Here is a 17,467-nt window from a genome sequence, read left to right as displayed (position 1 = left end):
GCGACGTACGCCGTGCGATGGAAGCATCGAGCGCCGACGACAATGTCCGCGTCATCGTGCTCACCGGCGCGGGTCGCGCCTTCTGCGCCGGCGCCGACATGGATGCGTTGAAAGGGCTCGACCCCGACGACGTCAGGCGCGCATCGAACCTGCCGCCCTTCGACATGAATCGCCGTCCGGACTGGCAGACGCGTTACGGCTTCTATCCGTCGATCGGAAAGCCCGTCATCGCCATGCTCAACGGCGCGACCGCGGGCATCGGCCTCGTGCACGCGCTCTATTGCGACCTGCGCTTCGCCGCCGACAATACCGTGTTCACGACCGCCTTCGCGCGGCGCGGCCTGATTGCCGAGCACGGCATCAGCTGGATGCTGCCGCGCATCGTCGGCCATGCCAACGCGATGGATCTGTTGCTCTCGGCGCGCCGTGTTTCGAGCGACGAGGCGCTGCGGATCGGGCTGGTCAACCGTCTCTGCTCGCCGGAGAAGCTCCGCGAGGAAACCTACGCCTATGCGCGCGACCTCGCCGATTTCGTCTCGCCGAGCGCGATGGCCGTGATCAAGCGCCAGCTCTACGAGGTGCCGTTCCAGACGCTGGCCGAGGCCACGATCGACGCCAACCGGGAGATGATGGTGGCGCTGGGCGGCAGCGATTTCCGGGAGGGCGTCGCGAGCTTCATGGAGAAGCGACCGCCGCGGTTTACGGGGAGGTAGGGGKGAGATTCTAACAGTCCGTCTTCGCCCTTTGGGCTTCGCCGGACACCACGCTTCACCCTTTGGGCTCCTCGTGGCCGCGCCAAGCGTAGCCCGAGCGGTCTTGGCCAAGTTTGTTGACTTGCTGAAATGGTCCGTCTTCGCCCTTTGGGCTTCGCCGGACACCACGCTTCACCCTTCGGGCTCCTCGTGGCTGCGCCACGCGTAGCCCGAAGGGCGAAGCGTGGTGGAGCCAGGCGGGATCGAACCGCCGACCTCGTCATTGCGAACGACGCGCTCTCCCAGCTGAGCTATGGCCCCGTTTGCTGGCCGCTCTGGTAAACGCGGCCGACAACCGGGCGCCATTTAAGTCCCTGCCAAGGTCAAGTCAAGGACGGGCGTAACGCGGTTTTAGCCATTCCGGCGCCCGAACTTCCCTTGTTTGGGCCGGGGGGAACCGATATCTAGCAAAAGGCGTCAATCCCGACCGCAGCCAGTGTTTTCAAAAGCCAGAGTCTTCAAAAGCCATGCGTGCCGTTCTCGACATCGTCATCATCGTGCTCGACCTCTACGTCTGGCTGCTGATCGCCTCCGCGATCCTGTCCTGGCTGATCGCTTTCAACGTGGTGAACACCCGCAACCAGTTCGTTTCGGCGGTGGCGGAGTTCCTCTACCGAATCACCGAGCCGCTGCTGGCACCGATTCGCAATTTCCTGCCCAGCCTCGGCGGGCTCGATATTTCGCCGATCATCCTGATCCTGCTCATCATGTTCATCGAGCGGGTGATCCTGTATTACATCTACCCGAACGTGATCTAGGCAGGCTGGAGCGCCTTGGTTGCCAACGACGCTTGCAAGGAACCCTGGCGTTACTCGGCCGCGGGCATCAGTATCGCGTTGCGGGTGACGCCGCGCGGCGGCCGCGACGACATTGACGGGATCGAGCGGCTGGCCGATGGCCGCAGCGTGCTCAAGGTGCGAGTGCGCGCGATCGCCGATGGCGGCGAGGCCAACAAGGCCGTCTTGGTCCTGCTGGCGAAATCGCTGGGCGTCCCCAAGGCCAGCGTAAAACTCCTGTCCGGAGCGACCTCGCGGCTGAAGCAGATCGCGGTCGACGGCGATCCGGCGCGGCTTGGCGAAGCCCTGCGCCGGCTTGCTTCGGCCAAATCGACAGACCAAGGGAACTGACATGACGGCCAAGATCATCGATGGAAAAGTCATTGCCGCGGACCTCCGGGCGCGCGTGGCCGACGAGGTCGCCCGCGTCAAGCGCGAGCACAACCTGGTGCCGGGCCTTGCGGTGGTCCTGGTCGGCAACGACCCGGCGAGCGAGGTCTATGTCCGCTCCAAGCAGACCCAGACCCAGGCCGCCGGCATGGCCTCGTTCGAGCACAAGCTGCCGGCCGACGTGTCGCAAGGCGATCTGCTGGCGCTGGTCGCAAAACTCAATCGCGATCCGGCCGTGCACGGCATTCTGGTGCAGCTGCCACTGCCGAAGGGTCTGAACACCGAGGCCGTCATCAACGCCATCGATCCCGCCAAGGACGTCGATGGCCTGCATCCGAACAATGCCGGCCGGCTTGCCGGCGGCTTGGAGGCGCTGTCGCCCTGCACGCCGCTCGGCTGCATCATCCTGACCAAGAGCGTTCACGCCTCGCTCGAGGGCATGAACGCCATCGTCATCGGCCGTTCCAACCTGGTCGGCCGCCCGCTGGTGCAGTTGTTGCTGAACGAGAACGCCACCGTGACGATCGCGCATTCGCGCTCGCGCGATTTGCCCGGCCTCGTGAGGCGCGCCGATCTCGTCTACGCCGCGGTCGGCAGAGCCGAGATGGTGCGCGGCGACTGGCTGAAGCCCGGCGCGACCGTGATCGACGTCGGCATCAACCGGATCCCGAAGGACGACGGCAAGACGCGCCTCGTCGGTGACGTCGCCTATCAGGAAGCGCTCGCGGTGGCCGGCGCCATCACGCCGGTGCCGGGCGGCGTCGGCCAGATGACGGTCGCGTGCTTGCTGGTGAATACGCTGCGGGCCGCTTGCGCGATCGCGGGGCTGGCGAAGCCGGCGGTGTAGCTGTTCGTCATTCCGGGGCGATGCGCAGCATCGAACCCGGAATCTCGAGGTTCCGGGTCCGCCTCTTCGAGGCGCCCCGGAATGACGACTACGCCTTCTTCTTTTTCTCGCGGTCCATGCCTTCGAGGATCAGCTTGTGCGCGTCCTCCGGGCCGCCCCAGCGCAAGATCTTCACCCACTTGCCCTTCTCSAGATCCTTGTAGTGCTCGAAGAAGTGCTGGATCTGCTGCAGCGTGATGTCCGGCAGGTCGGAATAGGTCTTCACCTTGTCGTAGCGCTGCGTCAGCTTCGACGACGGCACGGCGAGAATCTTCTCGTCGCCGCCGGCTTCGTCTTCCATGAACAGCACGCCGACCGGGCGCACGCTCATGACGGCGCCGGGGATGATGGCGCGGGTGTTGACGATCAGGACGTCGCAGGGATCGCCGTCGTCCGACAGCGTGTGCGGAATGAAGCCGTAGTTACCGGGGTAACGCATCGGCGTGTAGAGGAAGCGGTCGACCACCAAGGTGCCGGCCTCCTTGTCCATCTCGTATTTGATCGGTTCACCGCCCACGGGGACTTCGATGATGACATTGACGTCCTGTGGGACGTTCTTCCCGATCGAGACCGCATCGATACGCATTCAAGGCTCCGTTGTTGCCGAGGTTAAATCGCGCCCGGCAGCGATTTGGGCGCTGTCATACGCGGGCTTGGCCCCCCAATCCATCGTGTTTTTGTGAAATAATGAATCCAGCGATCACCGGCACAAGCGGCAAACGGTATCGACGGATGGGAAACGCTGCCGGCTAGACTTTCAGCAGCTCAATTGGTCCAAGCGAAGGCAACCTTGTCGAGCGACTTCGGCCCGAATCGTTCCGAAGAACGCGCCACCATGCGGCCGCCCAGGGCCCGGTAGAACTCGGTCGCCGGATCGTTGTCCGAGAGCGCCCACACCACCATGCTCTTCAGCCCGCTCTGCATCAGGTCGCGGCGGGCGGCGGCGAACAGGCGACGGCCAAAGCCGAGGCCCTGGAATTCCGGCCGCAGATAGAGCTCGTAGATCTCGCCGTCGAAGTGCAGACTGCGGGCACGGTTACGGCCGTAATTGGCATAACCCGCGATCTTGTCGCCGAACACCAATACGCTGACGCGGCTGCCCTTGCGGATCGCGCTGTCCCACCACTGCGGACCGCGGCGGTTGATCAGCTTCTCCAGCTCGGCGCCGGGAATGATGCCCTGATAGGCCGAGCGCCAGGCTTCGTCATGGGTTGACGCCACCGCAGTTGCATCTGCGGCTTTGGCCGGCCGGACCTCGATCAGGGTTGTGCTCATGGACACGATCAAATCAAGTCGCCGCGTCGGCGGCAAGACCTAACGTTAATTATCGGTTAACCTGTGGACTTTCTGCATCAGTATTTAACGGTTGTTGTACCGAAAGAGGACAAGGCGCTGCCTTGAACGGCAACGAACTGCCATGTGTCGGTGCAAAACTCCGTCGCGGCAACCAATGAACGGCGATGGCGACGCAGAAAGTCCGCCCAGGATGATTCGTTCCCGTTAGTGTGGCCCTCGCTGTCCGTGTTCGCCTCCGGCAATTCATGCGGCTCTTCAACATCCTTGCGCTCCTTTCTCTGCTGGCCCTGCTGACCGCGCCGCCTCTGTGCGCTCAGGTCACGTTCGGTGCATCGGGCGAGGAAGGCGAGCCGTTTCGCCGGCAGGAATGGCGTGTGCCGTCGCCGGATAGCGACATTGCCGCGCATGCGCTGCTGTTTCGCCCGTTCGGAGCCGGCCCATTTCGACTTGCGGTCATCGCGCATGCCTCGACGCAGAATGTGTTGCGTCGCGCACAAATGCCGCAGCCGGAATACCGCGCGCTCGCAGCCTTCCTTGTCGCGCGCGGCTTTGCCGTGCTGGTGCCGGAACGGCTCGGCCATGGTGCAACCGGTGGTCGCTATGTCGAGGACCAGGGCGGCTGCGACGAAGCGGACTACGCGCGCTCGGGTCGTGCGACGGCCGGAGAAATTTCGCTGGCACTGGACCATTTGCGAAAGCAGGATTTCATCCGCCAGGATGGCGCGATCGTGGTCGGCCATTCCGCCGGTGGCTGGGGCGCGCTGGGCCTCGCCAATGCCGATCCGAAGACGATCTCCGCGATCACGGTGTTTGCGCCGGGACGCGGCGGCCATGCCAATGACGAACCGAACCGGATCTGTGCGCCACACACGCTTCTCGCGGCTGTCGCTGAATTCGGCAAGGCGGCGCGCATTCCCGTTACATGGCTCGTTGCGGGCAATGACAGCTATTTCCCGCCAGCATTTTCGAAGTCGCTGGCAGATGCATTTCGCGGCAGTGGCGGCAAGGTCGATTTCCGCGCACTGCCCGCGGTGGGCAGCGAGGGGCACTGGATGATCGAAACCGAAGCCGGCGTCAAAGCCGCCAGCAGCGAGCTCGAGCGCGCGCTGAAGCCGGCGTTGGCGAAGAAACCATGACGCTGTATTTCCTGGTCAAATACCTGCACGTGCTCGGCGCCATCGTCATCCTCGGCGCCGGCACCGGCATCGCCTTCTTCATGCTGATGGCGCATCGCACGAACGATGTGGACTTCATTGCGCGCACCGCTTCGGTGGTGGTGATTGCGGACGCGATCTTCACGCTGTCAGCGGTGATCTTGCAGCCGGTCAGCGGCGGCCTGCTGATGATGCTCTCGGCCACGTCGTTCACAGAGCGTTGGCTGCTCGTTTCGCTCGCGCTCTATGCCATCGCAGGCCTGTTCTGGATCCCCGTCGTCTTCATGCAGATCGAGATGCGCGATCTCGCGCGCAAGGCTTCCGAGCAGCGCACCGCCCTGCCGGAGCGTTACTTCGTCCTGTTCCGCCGCTGGTTCGCGTTCGGTTTCCCCGGCTTCGGCGCGACGATGTTGATCCTCTGGCTGATGGTCGCCAAGCCGTTTTGAGGGAATGATGAACCAGCGAACCATCCTGGTGCTCGGCGCCTCCGGCCTGATCGGCCGCTTCGTCACCGACGATCTGCGCGAGCGGGGCTTTCGCGTCGTCGGCGTGGCGCGCAGCCTGTCGCCCGCGCAGAGGATGAGCGCGCTGGACATTGAGCTGCCGATCCTCTCGCTCGATGCAGCCGCGCTGACGCGCCTGCTGCGCGAGCAGGCCGTGGATGTCGTCGTGAATTGTCTGGGCGTGCTCCAGGACGGCCCTGGAAGCGACACAGGCGCGGTGCATCGCGATTTCGTCGCGCGTCTGCTTCAGGCGATCGGCGGCAGCGGCTGCGCGATCCGCCTCGTGCATATCTCGATTCCGGGAATGGCCGAAGCCGACCGCACCGCTTTCGCCACGACCAAGCGCGAAGCCGAACGGTTGATCGCGGCCTCCGGAATTGACCACGCCATCCTGCGGCCCGGCTTTGTGGTCGCACCGTCAGCCTATGGCGGCAGCGCCATGCTGCGCGCGCTCGCGGCCTTTCCACTCGACTTGCCGCGCGCGGAGATGGCGATGCCGTTCCAGCCCGTCGCCGTCGAGGACATCGCTGCCACCATCGCCTGGCTCGCCGCGCGCGACAGCGACGATGCATCCGTGAAATCAGTGAGCTGGGACCTGATGCTATCAGAGCCGGTCACCATGGCTGGCGTCATCAAGCATTTTCGTCTCGCGTTCGGCACGGCTGGTTGGCCACGCGTCACGATGCCGTCTTTCATGCTCGATCTCGGCGCGAAAATCGGCGATTTCGCCAGTCATCTCGGCTGGATGCCGCCGATGCGCTCCACCGCCATCGCCGAGCTGCGCCGCGGCGTGCGAGGTGATCCCTCGGCGTGGATTGCCGCCACGGGCATCGTGCCGAAGACGCTGACCGAGACGATCGGGCGCCACCCCGCCACCGTCCAGGACAAATGGTTCGCGCGGCTGTTCCTGGTCAAGGCGCTGATCTTCGCGAGCCTGGTCGCGTTCTGGGTCGTCTCCGGCTTCATCGCGCTGTTCGTCTCCTACCGTGCCGCCGCCGGCATTCTGAGCGCGCACAATTTTCCGCCTGCGCTGGTCGATCCCATCACCATCGGCACCAGCCTGATGGACATGAGCATCGGCGTGCTGATCGCCTTCCGCCGCACCGCGGCGATCGGCCTGGGTGCAGGCATCGCCGCCTCGCTCGGCTATATGTTCGGCGCGGCGATCCTCACGCCGGATCTCTGGATCGAGCCGCTCGGCGCTTTGGTGAAAACGGGCCCCGCGATCGTGCTGATGTTCGTCGCGCTCCTGATGTTGGATAATCGGTAGCGTTTTCGAGCGAAGTGGATCCCGGTTCGCGTGAAGAAAACGCGTCAAAAAGAGAATCTGATGCCAAAATGGCCCGACGACGACGTGATCCTGTTCGACGGCGTCTGCATCTTCTGCTCGCGCTGGGTCCGCTTCGTGGCAAGGCGCGATACGTCGAGGCGGTTTCGTTTCACGCCGATCCAGTCGGACTATGGAACGCGGCTCGCACGAACGTTCGGCATCGATCCTGATGATCCCGACACCAACGCCGTGATCCACGGCGGCGAGGCGTTCATGAAGTCGGATGCAGCACTGACCGTGCTGTCGCAATTGCCGGGATGGGGTTGGGTGCGCATGCTATTCGCCGTGCCCAAGCCACTGCGGGATGCGGTGTACAGCCTCATCGCCCGCAACCGCTATCGCATCTTCGGGAAGTATGATTCCTGCTTCGTGCCTGATGCGGAGTTGCGGGCGCGGGTGATTGAGTAACGCGACGGCGGCCCCACGAATTCGGTGTCGTCCCGGCCGAGTGCGCAATTGCGCATTCGGCCGGGACGACGGCTGGAGTATGACGCCGCAGCGACGGCGTTTAGTCAACGCTTCCCAATCGCCCCCAGCACTTCCTTCGCCGCCCGCTCGCCGCTGTCCCTTGCCCCATGCGCCGTGGTGAAGAAGTTCGGCGACGTCGCCTCCCCGGCGAAGAACAGCCGGCCATCGACCGGCGCGGCCAGCACCGCACGGTCGCCGGCATGGCCGGGCAGCGCATGTGAATACGAGCCTCGGGCAAAGGGATCACGCGCCCAGCGCGACTCATACAGCGGCTTCAGCTTGCGGCGGATGTCGTTGCCGAGAAAGCCCGCGATCTCGTTGATGCTCTGCGCGGCAATCGCGCCCTCGCCGGCGTCCTCCAGCTCTCTTGCAAAACTGCCGCCGAAAAAGCCTTCGATGCAGGGCTGGCCGAACGGGCGGATGTGGTAGGTGCCCATCGCGGTGCGCATGGTGGCGCCGCGCAAATTGCCTTCCCTAGGGAAGGCGTCGGCATCGCTAAGCGCCAGTGTCACCTTGTCGTCGACGCCGAGCGGCAGGCCGGCCGCGGCATCGACCTTGGCCGGGAGCTGTGGCGAGAAGCGGATCGCCTCATCGGCGATCAGATTGGTCGGCACGGTGACGATCACCTTGCCGGCGGTCAGCGTGCCCTGCGACGTCGCGAGGCGGACGTGCTGGCCGGAATGATCGATCAGCGTGACCATGCAGTTCAGCGCTACCGGGCAGGGCGCGCCATAGGCCGCAACCAGCGTGCCGTAGCCGCGGCGGACGCGCCAGTTGAAGTTGGTGTCCTCATAGGCATCCCAGTCGAGCGTCGACATGTCCTTCAGCTCGCAGCCGTTGATGTAGGTCGAGATCGCGTCGATCATCGGGTTCCAGCGATTGCCGGGCTCGAGGCTCAGGCTCGCGGGCTCGTCCTTGCCCTTTTGCGCGGCCTGCCAGAGGCGCTCATAGAACGCGTCCATCGCGCGCATGAACTCGTCGCGCTGGCTTTGCGGAAACGCGTTACCGAAGGCGCGCTCGCGCCAGGGCGGCAGGTCCTTGTTGACCTCGAAATCGAGCTGCTTTGCGATTGCGACGAAGGAGTTTTGGTCCGCCGAATGCAGCCAGCCGCAGCCGACGTCGAACGTCACCTCGGGCGAGGCCTGCACGGTCCAGGCGCGGCCGCCGAGCCGGTCCCGGGCCTCCAGCACGATGGCGGAGAGGCCTGAGCCCGCCAGCGCGTGCGCCGCGCCAAGCCCGGCGGCACCGGCGCCGATGATCGCGACATCAACGGAGGAGGGAAGGGAGCTCATGGGCGGGCTCTAGCACGTCTGCAATACGCGCTAAAGGCACCACGCGCGCAGCTGTCATCACCCGCGAAAGCGGGTGATCCAGTATTCCAGAGACGGTCGTTGTAGAGCCGAGGAGCCGCGGCGTACTGGATGCCCCGCCTTCGCGGGGCATGACAGTCGTTGAGCGCGGCGGCCTTACGCCACCGCTTCCTTGGACTTCTCCGCGCGCTTGCGCTCGTTCGGGTCGAGGTGCTTCTTGCGCAGGCGGATCGACTTCGGGGTGACCTCGACGAGCTCGTCGTCCTCGATATAGGCGAGCGCCTTTTCCAGCGTCATGCGGATCGGCGGGGTCAGGCGCACGGCTTCGTCCTTCGACGTCGTGCGGATGTTGGTGAGCTGCTTGCCCTTGAGCACGTTGATCTCGAGATCGTTGTCGCGGGTGTGCTCGCCGACGATCATGCCCTTGTAGACCTTCCAGCCCGGCTCGATCATCATCGGGCCGCGATCCTCCAGCTTGAACATGGCGTAGGCCACGGCCTCGCCCTGGTCGTTGGAGATCAGCACGCCGTTGCGGCGGCCCTGGATCTCGCCCTTGTACGGCGCGTAGCCGTGGAACAGGCGGTTCATGATCGCGGTACCGCGGGTGTCGGTGAGCAGTTCGCCCTGGTAGCCGATCAGGCCGCGGGTCGGCGCGTAGAACACCAGGCGCAGGCGGTTGCCGCCGGACGGCTTCATCTCGACCAGCTCGGACTTGCGCTCGCTCATCTTCTGCACGACGACGCCGGAATGCTCCTCGTCGACGTCGATCACGACTTCCTCGATCGGCTCCATGGCGGCGCCGGTGGCTTCGTCCTTCTGGTACACGACGCGCGGGCGCGACACCGAGAGCTCGAAGCCCTCGCGGCGCATGGTCTCGATCAGGATCGCGAGCTGCAATTCGCCGCGGCCCGAGACTTCCATCGCGTCCTTGTCGGCGGCTTCGACGACGCGCAGCGCGACGTTGCCTTCGGCTTCGCGCAGCAGACGGTCGCGGATCATGCGGCTCGTCACCTTGTCGCCTTCAGTGCCGGCGAGCGGGGAGTTGTTGACGATGAACGACATCGACACGGTCGGCGGGTCGATCGGCTGTGCCGGCAGCGGCACCTCGACGCTCGGATCGCAGAAGGTGTCGGCGACCGTACCCTTGGTCAGGCCCGCGATGGCGACGATGTCACCGGCTTCGGCTTCCTCGAGCGGCGTGCGCTCGAGACCGCGGAACGCGAGAATCTTGGTGATACGCCCGGTCTCGACCAGCTTGCCGTCGGCATGCAGCACCTTGACCTGCTGGTTCGGCTTGAGCACGCCGGAGGAGATGCGGCCGGTGATGATGCGGCCGAGATAGGGGTTGGCCTCCAGGATGGTGCCGATCATCCGGAACGGACCTTCCTCGACCGTCGGCGGCGCGACGTGGCGCAGGATCAGGTCGAACAGCGGCTCCATGCCCTTGTCCTGCGGGCCCTCGGGGCTCTCGGCCATCCAGCCCTGCTTGGCCGACCCGTAGAGGATCGGGAAGTCGAGCTGCTCCTCGCTGGCGTCGAGCGCGGCGAACAGGTCGAACACCTCGTTGATGACTTCGGTCGGGCGCGCGTCGGGGCGGTCGACCTTGTTGATGACGACGATCGGCTTCAGGCCGACCTTCAGCGCCTTGGAGACCACGAACTTGGTCTGCGGCAGCGGACCTTCGGCGGCGTCCACCAGCACCAGCGCACCGTCCACCATGTTGAGGATGCGCTCGACCTCGCCGCCGAAATCGGCGTGGCCGGGGGTGTCGACGATGTTGACGCGGGTGTCCTTCCACTGCACCGAGGCCGCCTTGGCCAGAATGGTGATGCCGCGCTCACGCTCCAGGTCGTTGGAGTCCATGGCGCGATCGGTCACCTTCTGGTTCTCGCGGAACGTGCCGGACTGCTGGAGGAGTTTGTCGACCAGGGTCGTCTTGCCGTGGTCGACGTGGGCGATGATGGCGACGTTGCGGAGGTTCATGAGTGAGCTTCTTTACGTTCGAACAATGGGTTAAGCGCGATCTCGCCGGTCAGACCGGGACCTCTTCACGGACAACGCTGGAAACGTGGAAAACGGGGCCTGTTTCGCCCAAAAAGGAAGCCCGGTCAGCTCGACCGGGCACCCTACGCGTTTGCGGCGCAATATATGCAAAAACCGCCAAAAAACAATGTGTTCTTTGCTGGTTGGTTGACTGAATTTTGTCCGGGGATTCCCGGGGCTTAAGGCTAGGTTCCGGGATGGGTGGGGGCGTTCCGCCCCTTGATGGCCGCCCAGATCAGGGCGACGCCTCCGATGCCGACGACCAGTCCCAGGAAGACCAGTGGCGCGATGTCGGAGGCGATCCTGCCGTCCTCAAACACCGACATTCCGCCAAACAGGAGCGCGCAGAGGCCCGGCAGCAGCATGAGGACGCCGAAGCCTGCCATCAGGGCGGTCAGGCAGCCGCCACGCTGGTTCGGTGGCGGCAGCGAAAGCGGGGGCGGGGGTTCGGTGTTGCTCATGATGATGCGACGCTACTGCCGGGGCTTGGGTGGGGTCGCCGCGCGGATGAAGAGGAAGATCGCAATTCCGATCAGGACAAACCCAATCAGGACAAAGGGGGCGCCTTGGCCGCCGAATGCCAGGAAGCACAGGCCGGGGAAAAGCAGCACCACGCCGGCGACCACCATGAAAGCGGTCAGGCAACCGTCGCGCCGTGGCGGCGCTAGCGGAGGCGCGTCCGCTTGAAGCGGCGGCTTCGGAGTCGGAGGAGGCGTGCCAGTGTCGCTCACCGCCGGACCTCCTCGCTTTGGCGTGCCTCGCGATACGTCTGCCCGGCCAGCGCCGCGCGGATGCCGTCGATCTTTCCGTCGCGGTAGAACAGATTGTAGGTGTCGAACGGAATGATCGCGCCCTGCTCCGTCACGAAATGGATGCAGCTTCGCTTGACGTTGCCGACGCAGAAATTGAAGCGGTCGAGAAACTGCACGATGGTGACGCGGAACACGTTCTCGTAAGAAAGTCCTTCCGGCACCTCGAAGCTCGGCAGGCAGCACAGCAATTCGCAGACGCGTTCGGAGGTGTTGAGCGGGCCCGACGACAGCGAGAACAGGTCGACGAATTTTTCCCGCAGCACCGGATATTTCTCCGGGCTGATGGTGTTGGGCATCACCGCAACCAGCTGCTCCTGCGGAATCAGCGACGTCAGCGGCAGCACCTTCTCGCCGTTGCGCAGGCCGTAGCCGATCGAGATGCTCTCGGGGTTGCAGGGCAGCGGGATCATGTCCTTGTCGCCGAACACGCCGGTCTCGACGACGCGCTTGCGAATCTCCGACAGCATGATGCGGTCGGTGGTCTTGTCGAAATTCTCGTTGCGGCCGGCATCCTGCACCGGCTGGAGCGTGACGCCGCGAACGCATTTCCAGGTCAGCGCGTGACGCACGATGTCGCCGATCTCGGCATCATTGACACCGCGCTTGATGGTCGCCACCAGCGTGGTCGACACGCCGAAATGCTCGAGATTCTCCAGCGCCTGCTGGCGGATCTTGCGCAGGTCCGCGCCGCGCAGATTGACCAGTGCATCGCGCTGCAGCGAATCGAACTGGAGATAGACCTCGAGCCCGCGCTTGTTCTCGGCGAGCCGCGCCACGAAATCCTTTTCGCGGGCGATGCGCAGGCCGTTGGTGTTGATCATGACATGGCGGATCGGGCGGGCACGCACGGCGTCCAGGATCTCGAAGAAGTCCGGGTGCAATGTCGGCTCGCCGCCGGAAATCTGCACGAGGTCGGGTTCGCCCTCGCTGGCAACCAGCGCGTCGAGCATCTTCTCGACCGTCGCGAGAGGGGTGAATTTGGTTCGCGTTGGCGCGGATTCGGCGAAGCAGACCGGGCAGGTGAGATTGCAGTGCTCGGTGATCTCGATCAGCGCGAGGCAGGAATGCTGCTCGTGGTCCGGGCAGAGGCCGCAATCATAGGGGCAGCCGAATTCGGTGCGGTGCTGGAATTGCAGCGGGCGGTCGCCCGGCTTGATGAAATCCTTGCACAGACGCCAATAGGCCGCGTCGGTGGACACGAGCGTCGACTGGACGCCGTGCTCCCTGCAACGCTTTTCGTACCAGACCTCGTTGTCGAGGATCTGGATCTTGGTCGGCACCAGCTTCAGGCAGATTTCGCAAAGGGATTGGGTCTGGCCCCAGAAGATGTAGGGGCGCGACTTACGCAACGGCGCGTTCATGCACAGGTCTCGCTTTGGGCGCCGTCGCCAGCATGATTGCGGCGTAGAGCAGGATGGACAGCGACAGCAGGTGAAACAGCGTGAGGGGGCCGATCAGCGTGCCATAGGGCTTGAGGAATTCCCACAGGAAGCGCTGCGCTCCATAGTAGAGCAGAACCAGGTAGAAACCATTGGTGATCGCGAACGCGCTCCGGTTCAAGACCGCCAGCACGTAGAGCAGCGCTAACACGCCCATCGCGGCGCTCTCGTAGAACTGCACGGGATGGCGGAGAACGCCGTCGCCGAAATCATGGCCCCAGGGCAATGCCGTCGGCGTGCCGTAGGTGAAATCGTTGAGGCCCGCAAAATAGCAGCCGACCCGTCCGATCGCGATGCCGAGGGCCAGCGGCAGCGCAAACCGGGCGCCTGTGCGCAAGGCGATGCCGGCGGTCCATTTGTAGAGCTCGACCGCCACGATGCCGCCGGCAAGCGCGCCCTCGACCGAGCGCGCAACGCCGCCCTCGCCCGACAGCCACAGATTGGCGGACCCGAACAGATAGGCGCCAAGGCCGGCGCCGAACACCAGCGCGGCGATGTAGGGCAGCTCGAAGGATTGCGCCGGAAACCGCAGGCCCTGTCGCGACAGCCAGTAGACCGCCGCACCCGCCGCCAGCCACGCCGCAACATCGAAGACAGTGTGAAGGAATGCCCCGCTCATGCGGAGCGGGTATAGCACGGCGGACGTGCGGTGTCGCACGCCGGCATCCTCCCGCAGAGCGGCAGCTCAGGGGGAGCACGCCGGAGAGGTTAGCCGGTGCTGCTCGCCTCCTCCGTCGGGTAGACGCCGCGCAGCACTTCCTCGAAATGGGTTTTCACCGCCTCGTTGCAGAGGCAGGCGCGCTGGCGCAGGCCGTCGCGGTTGCGGACCAGGATCGAGCCGCGCCGCGTGTCGAGGATGCCTTCGGCCCTGAACGACTGGAGCACGCGGCTCGCATAGCTGCGTCCGACCCCGAGCAGCGTCGCGAGCTGCTCATGCGTCAGCGGCACGCTGCTCTCGTCGCCGGTGCGCTCCATCGCCGCCAGGATCCATTTCGCCGTGCGCTGCTCGATCGAGTGGATCGCGTTGCAGGCGGTCGACTGGAAGATCTGCGCCAGCATGCAGTCGGCATAGCGGGCGAAGATGTTGCGCAGCGAGGGCGAGCGCAGCTTGGCCGCCTCCAGCTTGCCGACGTGGATGCGTGCAAACGGCCCGCCGAATTTCACGCAGATGCGCGTGTAGGCCGGCAGAAATCCCTCGCTGACGATGCCGCCGACCGCGCCTTCGCGGCCGACCAGGATGGTCTCGACGTCGCGGCCGTCTTCGTTGGGAACGAGAAAGGTCGCGAGCGACGGCCCGCAGGGAAAGTGCACGACCTGGACATCGTCGCCGGGACTGTAGAGCAGCTCGTTGGCCGCGGCATCGTCAACGATGACGTGTGGCGCGAGCAGCGCATAGTCGGCCGGACTCAAGCGTCGCAGCAGATTGTTGGCCGGCCGGCTGCCGACCTCCGTCGCCTTCCCGATACGCGCGTCCATCGTAAATCCCCTGCTCTCCTTTCAACACTAGCCAGTCTCGATCACCGCCTGTGTGCACAAGTGGACAGACGTAAGAACTGTTCTGTGGTGGGTTTCGTTCCGGGAACCCTCCGGTGCGCTGGGCGCAGGCGTCGGGATGAGGCTGTCCTTGATCGGTAAGAACATGCAGCCCTCAATAGCCAGGATCATGATACCTGCTTCCCCGGACGGCTCGTCCGCCGTCCCCACCGATGTCCTGATCGTCGAGGACGATCCGATCATTGCGATCGATTTCGAGGATCGCCTGCTCGGATTTGGCGTGACGAGCGTGCGCACCGTGGGATCGGTGGCGCACGCGCTGGCCGCGATCGCGGCGCGCGCGCCCGACTTCGCACTGCTCGACGTCGAGCTCAGCCGCGAGAAAAGCTTTGCCGTCGCCGAGCGGCTGGCGGCTCTGGGAATTCCCTTCGTCTTCGTCACCGGCTATGGCGACGAGACGCGGATCGCTCCCGATTTCGTCAACCGGCCGCGTTTGCAAAAGCCGTGCTCGAGCGATGCGCTCGAGGCCGCGCTGCGGTCGCGCGGTTCATGACGCTCCGCTCTGGCTGAGGCGGCTTCAGGCGAGCTTCGGATCCAGCGTCGTCGACCACAGCGCGACGTCGGCGCGGTCGCGCAAGGTCACCGTCATCTGGCCGGAGGCGCCGTCGATCTTGACGTGACCGAAGAACTGCATGCCGGCTGACGGCGGCAGGTTCTGGCTGTCCTTGCCGGGCGCCTTGACGAAGCGCACCTCCGGCCCAAACGTGTTGTCGAGCTCGTTCGGACCGAAGGTGCCTGCGTGCAGCGGGCCCGAGACGAATTCCCAGAACGGCTCGAAATCCTGGAATTGCGCCTTGTTCGGGTCGTAGTAATGCGCGGCGGCGTAGTGCACGTCCGCGGTCAGCCATACCGTGTTGCTGATCGGCGCCATCTTGATGAAGCGCAGGATGTCGGCGATCTCGAACTCGCGGCCCCGCACCGGGCCGTCGCTCTGCGCAATGGCTTCAGAGCCGCCCTTCGGCGTGTCCGAGACGACGAGGCTGAGCGGCATGTCGGAGGCGATCACCTTCCATGTCGCACGCGAGTTGAGCAGGCCGCGCTTGAGCCAGGCGATCTGGTCCGGGCCGAGGAAGTAGCTGGCGGGGCCGTAGGCGGTTTCGAGATTGGCGCCGTTCGGGCCGCGATAGCTGCGCTCGTCGAGCACGAACACGTCGAGATGCGGGCCGTAGGAGATCTGGCGATAGACGCGGCCCGGCTCAACGATGCTCTCGCGCATCGGATACATCTCGTGAAAGGCGCGGCCGGCGCGGGCYGCGAGCAGCGAGATGTCGCGCACCTTGTAGGACGCCGGCAACTCCTTCGACAGTGACCAGTTGTTGGTCACTTCGTGGTCGTCCCACTGCACGAAGATCGGCACTTCGGCATTGAAGGCGCGGACGTTGTCGTCGGTGAGATTGTATTTGTGCGCGGCGCGGTACTCGTCCAGCGTCTCCGCGACCTTGGCCTTTTCGGGGATGGTGACGTTCTTCCAGGTCTTGCCGTCGGCGAGTTTGACTTCGGATTGAATAGGGCCGTCGGCGTAGATGGTGTCGCCGGAGTGCAGGAAAAAATCCGGGCGATGCTTGCGCATCGCGGAGAAGGTGAACATGCCGCCGTCATCAGGATTGATGCCCCAGCCTTGCCCTGCGACGTCGCCGCCCCAGACGAAGCTGACGTCGCGACGGTCGGCCGGAGCGGTGCGGAAGCGGCCGATGACGGCTTCGCCCTCGATCGCGCTGTGCGAGAGGTCGCGGAAGCGGACGCGGTAGAAGATGTCCTGTCCGCCCGGCAGGTTCTCGATCAGCATCTTCGCTGTGAAGTCGCTCTCCGGCAGCGCCGCGATCGGCGGCAGCGCACGCGCGTCCTTTAAGGACTCGGTCGTGGCCACCTCGACCAGCATCTGCGATGGCCGGTCAGTGCGTGCCCAGACCACGCCACCGTCGACCGTGACGTCGCCGGACTGAACGCCATGCGTAACCGCCGGCCGGTCGGCCGCGCGTGACAGGTGCGGCATCGCGATCGCGCCGAGCGCACCGGCCCCGGTGGTGAGAAAACGGCGGCGGGAGAATTTGATGTTCATGGCGGCTTCGCTGGTTGTCTCGTGCGCATCTCGCGTCGTCATTCCGGGCCGGTCCGACGGACCGGACCCGGAATCTCGAGATTCCGGATTCGCGCTACGCGCGCTCCGGAATGTCGGTAAAGTCTATATTGAGACAATGTGACGCAGCGATTACGTGGGCAAGCGTTTACGCGTTGCCGGCGGCCCTGAATTGCGCGCCTGCGCGCTGCAGGCTTTGCGGCATGGCGAACAGCACGGCCTTGCGGTCGGCGACGGCGGCGTGGAACTGGTCGAGCACGATGTTGATGGCGGTGAGCCCGCCCTCTTCGATCGCACCGTGATCGAAGCAGCGCAGCGTGTCGCGCAAGATTTCGTCAGCCTCGGTTTGCATCTGGTCGAGCTCTTCCGTCGTCTCGCTCTTGCGCGCCGCCGCGATCATGTCGAACAGGCGGTCGCGCAAATGGCTGTTGTTGTCGCGTTCGTCCTTCTTCAGGTAGCCCGCGAACCAGGCGCCGAGCGAGCCCATCGCCGAGAGCGCCATCAGGGTCCACCAGATGTAATCGCTGTATTTGTCGAGGAAGGTCTTTTCCTCGCCGTCGACGAAGGCGGCTGCGCCCGGATGCACGGGAATCACCGCATCCTTGTCGGTGTCGGGCGTCTCGATCTTCGCCGCCATCGGGAATTCCGCCACCAGTTGCTGGCGCACGGCGAAGAGC

General features: G+C 64.9%; 19 protein-coding genes, 1 tRNA gene and 1 pseudogene. 9 read left to right on the top strand and 12 right to left on the bottom strand.

The features are described from left to right. A partial coding sequence (locus AC1D00_RS03300; protein ID WP_477009651.1) for an enoyl-CoA hydratase occupies positions 1 to 713 on the top strand: 713 nt, incomplete at its 5' end. A gap of 224 nt (positions 714 to 937) precedes the next feature. Here AC1D00_RS03300 and AC1D00_RS03295 read toward each other — a convergent pair. Beyond that, positions 938 to 1,013, bottom strand: a tRNA-Ala gene (locus tag AC1D00_RS03295). Positions 1,014 to 1,219: 206 nt separating this feature from the next. On the opposite strand from AC1D00_RS03295, the gene AC1D00_RS03290 reads away from it, so the two are divergent. From AC1D00_RS03290 to folD, 3 genes are read left to right on the top strand one after another with little or no spacing between them, the layout of a single operon-like run. Further along, positions 1,220 to 1,510, top strand: coding sequence for a YggT family protein (locus AC1D00_RS03290; protein ID WP_008539240.1), 291 nt, complete (start codon positions 1,220 to 1,222; stop codon positions 1,508 to 1,510). A 15-nt stretch (positions 1,511 to 1,525) separates the two neighbouring features. Beyond that, entirely contained in the window at positions 1,526 to 1,879 is a 354-nt protein-coding gene (locus tag AC1D00_RS03285; RefSeq protein ID WP_135178572.1) for a DUF167 domain-containing protein, read from the top strand. Position 1,880: 1 nt separating this feature from the next. Continuing rightward, entirely contained in the window at positions 1,881 to 2,765 is an 885-nt protein-coding gene (gene folD / locus AC1D00_RS03280) for a bifunctional methylenetetrahydrofolate dehydrogenase/methenyltetrahydrofolate cyclohydrolase FolD (protein ID WP_477009650.1), read from the top strand. Between the two features lie 88 nt (positions 2,766 to 2,853). On the opposite strand, the gene ppa is transcribed toward folD, so the two are convergent. Both ppa and AC1D00_RS03270 read right to left on the bottom strand, forming a co-directional pair. After that, the gene (gene ppa, locus AC1D00_RS03275; RefSeq protein ID WP_404551771.1) at positions 2,854 to 3,390 is read right to left on the bottom strand and encodes an inorganic diphosphatase; all 537 of its coding nucleotides are present in this window, start codon (positions 3,388 to 3,390) and stop codon (positions 2,854 to 2,856) included. Between the two features lie 179 nt (positions 3,391 to 3,569). Beyond that, positions 3,570 to 4,079, bottom strand: coding sequence for a GNAT family N-acetyltransferase (locus AC1D00_RS03270; RefSeq protein WP_008136728.1), 510 nt, complete (start codon positions 4,077 to 4,079; stop codon positions 3,570 to 3,572). A gap of 266 nt (positions 4,080 to 4,345) precedes the next feature. Here AC1D00_RS03270 and AC1D00_RS03265 point away from each other — a divergent pair, with 266 nt between their 5' ends. The 4 genes from AC1D00_RS03265 to AC1D00_RS03250 are packed head-to-tail and all read left to right on the top strand — an operon-like array spanning position 4,346 to position 7,495. Beyond that, a complete protein-coding gene (locus AC1D00_RS03265; RefSeq protein ID WP_477009649.1) occupies positions 4,346 to 5,236 on the top strand; it encodes an alpha/beta hydrolase family protein in 891 nt (296 codons plus the stop codon). Continuing rightward, on the top strand, positions 5,233 to 5,700 hold the full coding sequence (locus AC1D00_RS03260) for a DUF2269 family protein (protein WP_477009648.1): 468 nt from the start codon (positions 5,233 to 5,235) through the stop codon (positions 5,698 to 5,700). The genes AC1D00_RS03265 and AC1D00_RS03260 overlap by 4 nt, the downstream gene beginning before the upstream one ends. A gap of 7 nt (positions 5,701 to 5,707) precedes the next feature. Further along, a complete protein-coding gene (locus AC1D00_RS03255) occupies positions 5,708 to 7,027 on the top strand; it encodes a DoxX-like family protein (protein WP_477009647.1) in 1,320 nt (439 codons plus the stop codon). A 60-nt stretch (positions 7,028 to 7,087) separates the two neighbouring features. After that, positions 7,088 to 7,495 (top strand): thiol-disulfide oxidoreductase DCC family protein, encoded by a 408-nt coding sequence (locus tag AC1D00_RS03250; RefSeq protein ID WP_477009646.1) that lies wholly within the window; start codon positions 7,088 to 7,090, stop codon positions 7,493 to 7,495. Positions 7,496 to 7,599: 104 nt separating this feature from the next. Here AC1D00_RS03250 and AC1D00_RS03245 read toward each other — a convergent pair whose 3' ends face one another. The 7 genes from AC1D00_RS03245 to AC1D00_RS03215 form a co-directional block, all read right to left on the bottom strand. Next, on the bottom strand, positions 7,600 to 8,847 hold the full coding sequence (locus AC1D00_RS03245; RefSeq protein ID WP_477009645.1) for a flavin monoamine oxidase family protein: 1,248 nt from the start codon (positions 8,845 to 8,847) through the stop codon (positions 7,600 to 7,602). Between the two features lie 174 nt (positions 8,848 to 9,021). Next, positions 9,022 to 10,848, bottom strand: a complete 1,827-nt coding sequence (gene typA / locus AC1D00_RS03240) for a translational GTPase TypA (RefSeq protein ID WP_135178564.1) — start codon at positions 10,846 to 10,848, stop codon at positions 9,022 to 9,024. 245 nt (positions 10,849 to 11,093) lie between these two features. Continuing rightward, entirely contained in the window at positions 11,094 to 11,369 is a 276-nt protein-coding gene (locus AC1D00_RS03235; protein WP_477009644.1) for a hypothetical protein, read from the bottom strand. 12 nt (positions 11,370 to 11,381) lie between these two features. Next, entirely contained in the window at positions 11,382 to 11,537 is a 156-nt protein-coding gene (locus AC1D00_RS03230) for a hypothetical protein (protein WP_347340982.1), read from the bottom strand. 98 nt (positions 11,538 to 11,635) lie between these two features. Continuing rightward, on the bottom strand, positions 11,636 to 13,081 hold the full coding sequence (locus tag AC1D00_RS03225; RefSeq protein ID WP_477009643.1) for a radical SAM protein: 1,446 nt from the start codon (positions 13,079 to 13,081) through the stop codon (positions 11,636 to 11,638). Beyond that, the gene (locus AC1D00_RS03220; protein WP_477009642.1) at positions 13,062 to 13,778 is read right to left on the bottom strand and encodes a prolipoprotein diacylglyceryl transferase family protein; all 717 of its coding nucleotides are present in this window, start codon (positions 13,776 to 13,778) and stop codon (positions 13,062 to 13,064) included. The genes AC1D00_RS03225 and AC1D00_RS03220 overlap by 20 nt, the downstream gene beginning before the upstream one ends. 89 nt (positions 13,779 to 13,867) lie before the next feature. Further along, the gene (locus AC1D00_RS03215; protein WP_404551786.1) at positions 13,868 to 14,635 is read right to left on the bottom strand and encodes a Crp/Fnr family transcriptional regulator; all 768 of its coding nucleotides are present in this window, start codon (positions 14,633 to 14,635) and stop codon (positions 13,868 to 13,870) included. Between the two features lie 187 nt (positions 14,636 to 14,822). Here AC1D00_RS03215 and AC1D00_RS03210 point away from each other — a divergent pair, with 187 nt between their 5' ends. Further along, positions 14,823 to 15,206 (top strand): response regulator, encoded by a 384-nt coding sequence (locus AC1D00_RS03210; protein ID WP_477009641.1) that lies wholly within the window; start codon positions 14,823 to 14,825, stop codon positions 15,204 to 15,206. Positions 15,207 to 15,230: 24 nt separating this feature from the next. On the opposite strand, the gene AC1D00_RS03205 is transcribed toward AC1D00_RS03210, so the two are convergent. Both AC1D00_RS03205 and AC1D00_RS03200 read right to left on the bottom strand, forming a co-directional pair. Continuing rightward, entirely contained in the window at positions 15,231 to 16,772 is a 1,542-nt protein-coding gene (locus tag AC1D00_RS03205) for an alkaline phosphatase D family protein (protein WP_477009640.1), read from the bottom strand. A 166-nt stretch (positions 16,773 to 16,938) separates the two neighbouring features. Then, positions 16,939 to 17,467: pseudogene (locus tag AC1D00_RS03200) on the bottom strand (TRAP transporter substrate-binding protein); the annotation flags it as partial.

The sequence above is a fragment of the Bradyrhizobium sp. P2_E8 genome (assembly GCF_056403875.1).
The sequence above is the reverse complement of the archived record's forward strand: the minus strand, read 5'-3'. Positions and strand labels throughout refer to the sequence as shown.

Coding starts and splice junctions, on each gene's coding strand:
- AC1D00_RS03290 (WP_008539240.1), top strand. CDS start 1,220: ATGCGTGCCGTTCTCGACATCGTCATCATCGTGCTCGACCTCTACGTC.
- folD (WP_477009650.1), top strand. CDS start 1,881: ATGACGGCCAAGATCATCGATGGAAAAGTCATTGCCGCGGACCTCCGG.
- AC1D00_RS03270 (WP_008136728.1), bottom strand. CDS start 4,079: ATGAGCACAACCCTGATCGAGGTCCGGCCGGCCAAAGCCGCAGATGCA.
- AC1D00_RS03265 (WP_477009649.1), top strand. CDS start 4,346: ATGCGGCTCTTCAACATCCTTGCGCTCCTTTCTCTGCTGGCCCTGCTG.
- AC1D00_RS03260 (WP_477009648.1), top strand. CDS start 5,233: ATGACGCTGTATTTCCTGGTCAAATACCTGCACGTGCTCGGCGCCATC.
- AC1D00_RS03255 (WP_477009647.1), top strand. CDS start 5,708: ATGAACCAGCGAACCATCCTGGTGCTCGGCGCCTCCGGCCTGATCGGC.
- AC1D00_RS03250 (WP_477009646.1), top strand. CDS start 7,088: ATGCCAAAATGGCCCGACGACGACGTGATCCTGTTCGACGGCGTCTGC.
- AC1D00_RS03245 (WP_477009645.1), bottom strand. CDS start 8,847: ATGAGCTCCCTTCCCTCCTCCGTTGATGTCGCGATCATCGGCGCCGGT.
- typA (WP_135178564.1), bottom strand. CDS start 10,848: ATGAACCTCCGCAACGTCGCCATCATCGCCCACGTCGACCACGGCAAG.
- AC1D00_RS03235 (WP_477009644.1), bottom strand. CDS start 11,369: ATGAGCAACACCGAACCCCCGCCCCCGCTTTCGCTGCCGCCACCGAAC.
- AC1D00_RS03230 (WP_347340982.1), bottom strand. CDS start 11,537: ATGGTGGTCGCCGGCGTGGTGCTGCTTTTCCCCGGCCTGTGCTTCCTG.
- AC1D00_RS03225 (WP_477009643.1), bottom strand. CDS start 13,081: ATGAACGCGCCGTTGCGTAAGTCGCGCCCCTACATCTTCTGGGGCCAG.
- AC1D00_RS03220 (WP_477009642.1), bottom strand. CDS start 13,778: ATGAGCGGGGCATTCCTTCACACTGTCTTCGATGTTGCGGCGTGGCTG.
- AC1D00_RS03215 (WP_404551786.1), bottom strand. CDS start 14,635: ATGGACGCGCGTATCGGGAAGGCGACGGAGGTCGGCAGCCGGCCGGCC.
- AC1D00_RS03210 (WP_477009641.1), top strand. CDS start 14,823: ATGATACCTGCTTCCCCGGACGGCTCGTCCGCCGTCCCCACCGATGTC.